The 3,103-nt window shown below is 38.5% G+C and carries 3 protein-coding genes; 2 read left to right on the top strand and 1 reads right to left on the bottom strand.

Annotation, left to right across the window (positions count from 1 at the left end; translation table 11 throughout):
- On the bottom strand, positions 1-1,147 hold a 1,147-nt coding region (locus tag AC29Z1_RS15680; protein WP_488272391.1), incomplete at its 3' end, for an MFS transporter.
- A gap of 375 nt (positions 1,148-1,522) precedes the next feature.
- On the opposite strand from AC29Z1_RS15680, the gene AC29Z1_RS15675 reads away from it, so the two are divergent.
- Both AC29Z1_RS15675 and AC29Z1_RS15670 read left to right on the top strand, forming a co-directional pair.
- Positions 1,523-2,362 carry a methyl-accepting chemotaxis protein gene (locus tag AC29Z1_RS15675; protein WP_488272390.1) on the top strand — a complete coding sequence of 280 codons (840 nt, stop codon included), beginning with the start codon at positions 1,523-1,525 and terminating at the stop codon, positions 2,360-2,362.
- Positions 2,363-2,496: 134 nt separating this feature from the next.
- On the top strand, positions 2,497-3,103 hold a 607-nt coding region (locus AC29Z1_RS15670), incomplete at its 3' end, for a PrpR N-terminal domain-containing protein (protein ID WP_488272389.1).

Here is a 3,103-nt window from a genome sequence, read left to right as displayed (position 1 = left end):
CCAATGCAAGCAAAACACCTGTTACGAACAGCAATATTCCCAATAGAGTTGGATCTTGAGGCGCATTTATCAGTGAGTACATCATAATGGTTGTCGACAGTGCGGTAACCATCATCATCGGTTTACGGCGCTTGTTAAAAACATTATCCGAAAGCCAACCGCCTATAAAATTTCCGACTACAGTCCCAGCAAAAGGCGCTGATGAAACAAAAGCTGTTTTCATAATTGCGAATTTTTTTACTGTAACTAGATAGGTTGGTAACCATGACATAAGCACACTTACAATACCCACCATGAAGAAATAACCAACCGCAGCTCCGTAAATGTCCCAGCTTTTAAATACCTGGGCCGAATTTTCTAAAAGTTTTACTTTCTTGGCGCGAACAATTTTATCTACCCACCAGAGCTTGTATTCCCGCTTTTTCTCTTCTTTTTTTTGCGCTACCGTATTATCTGCAATATATTCGGCCTCAGCCGCCGAAACAAACCTACTGTCAGCCGGTTTATTCGTTACCAATAAGTACCAGACAATTGATAATAATAACCCAGGGATCATAAATATATAAAAGATCTCACGCCAGCCCCACATTGAGATAATCCATGCGCACAGCGGCGGGACAATCAAAGGACCTACTTTAGATCCGGCAAGAAAAATTCCTGATGCTGTGCCTTTTTCCTTTGCGGGAAACCAGTTATTAATTGCAGTTGTACATGCAATTGCCACTGGTGCTTCTGCTACCCCTACCCCTACGCGTAAAGCTTTAAGAGCAAAAACAGAATTTGCCATACCAATCATACCGGTACATAAGGAAGTGAGACCCATGCCAATCGAAAACATCGCCCGCATACCAAATTTTTTTACCAAAAAACCTGAAGGAATCTGCATAAGCGCATACCCTGCGAAAAATAGGCTGATGATAGCTCCCGCTTCAGTATTACTCATGGCAAATTCTTTTCGAAGATAAGGTAAAGCAAATCCAATATTTGCTCTATCAGCATTTGCTACCGTATAAAGTACAAACAGTAATGCCATGACAACCCAGCGGTAACCAGTCTTCTTTTCCTTATTCATCTTGAAACCTCCAAATCTTAATTTAGTAACACAAATAAGTTTCGGACGCAGTATGCTTGACTTTGAGTTTTTCACTCCTTTCTTATACGTTATCCATACGCTGCAGCTATACTATAACAACGCAAGAAGCATGCCAACACGAAAACACCCCCATTTTAGGCATTTTGACCATCAGATCAACAAGAAGATAAGCTCAGGAATGAGCCTCTCTTTTATAATCAAGGCTCATTCCTGAGCTTTTATCCCACTTAAATTCGAGGATTATTTAGTATAATGTTAATATTATAACAACTAAAAACCTAGCTATTATAAGTAAAAACCATGTAATACTTTTAATCAAGACTTTACTTATTATTGTTGGCATGAAAAATGCTTAGCTATTTATTTAAAGATACCAACATTTTTTAACCATGCTTTTGGAAAGCATGGCTAGTAATGGAGGGGAAAAAGTTGTATCAAAATGAAAAACCAAATATTCTTAATGCTATTTTACTCGCGTATCCAATTTTTTTACAATCATTGCCTTATAATATCGGCATAACCATCACTAACCAAGAAAAATACTTAGTATATCGACCAGCGGAAAATCTTAATTTGAACATTCCTGTAGGCGAAGCCATCCGCCCTGGTAGTCTTGTCGATAGAGCAATGAAAGAAAAGCGTAAAGTATTTATGAAAGTTGACAAATCTGCCCGGGGTCTACCATATATTGGCTGTGCCAATCCCATTCTAGACCAGAGTGGCGAGGTAGTAGGAGCTTTTGCTACTTCAGTAGCTGTTGACAAATACGAAAAAACCCAGCAATTAGCCGATTCATTAAATAGTCAGATTAAATCAATAGCACAGATATGTGAAAAAGTTTCAGGCCAAACTGAAGAAATTGCATCTGTAAGCCGGATATTACTGCAAACTTCAAAGGACTCACAGGAACATGCTAAAGAAACTGAGAAAATATTATCCATATTAAAAGGAATTGTCGCTCAAACAAATTTACTTGGCCTAAATGCAGGTATTGAGGCCGCAAGAGCAGGCGTTTCCGGCCGAGGCTTTCAGGTGGTAGCCGAAGAAATCAGAAAATTAGCCACTAGTAGTAATTCATCCGTAAAAAACGTTGGAGATATTATTATGATCATTCAATCTAATAGTACCAAGGTAGCAGAAGAAGTTCATACAGTTGAAGAAGCCATTGGTAACATTGCGACTGCCTTATCGAACCTAACAGCCATTACCCAACAGGTAAGCGTATTAGCTGGAGAGTTGAATAATGTAGCAAATGAGCTTTACAAGTAATCCTCAGTAATAATGTTTTGACCTAAAATATGTTAATATTATGTTAATATTATGTTAATAAATATATAAGAATCGCTATAAAACGTGTTCTGTAGATGAAGTTATTATGTATCGTCGCCGAAAAGAGGGTGTCTATGAACCGTATTGTTTTCATCTCTCCTTACAAAGATCTATCTACTATGGCACAGTCAGTGGCGAAAGAACTGGGACTAGCCGTAGAATTCTATGAAGGTTGGTTAGAAGAAGCTGGTAAAATTATTGAGAACCTGAACGGCCCGCCAATTGATATACTCATGAGCCGCGGTGGAACGGCCAAGTTTTTGGCTGAAAGATTTTCTATTCCCGTCATTCCTGTCAATACAGGACCTTATGAAATTTTAGATGCATTATATGAAGCTAGTCAGTTTTGTAAAAATATTGTGATAACATCATATCGAGAGCATTATATCGGTTTGGCTCTCATGGAAAAAGTATTGGGTATTTCGATTACAGAAGTTATGATTACAGATTTAAACACACTAGAACAGCGAATTGCTTCATTTGCTTCTGAAGGAAATTACTGCATCGTTGGTGGAGGACCTTCTGTAGCCTATGCCCAAAAATACGGCTTACCCTATGTTTTTTTAAAAACCAATCGTGTAACATTGCAATCTGCTTTTCTCGAAGCTGAGAAACTAGCTACACTACGAAGGGAAGAAACCAGAAAGTCACGTCGCCTAGAAGCTATCTTGAACGCAACCT

The organism is Sporomusa sp. (assembly GCF_057736855.1).
The sequence above is the reverse complement of the archived record's forward strand: the minus strand, read 5'-3'. Positions and strand labels throughout refer to the sequence as shown.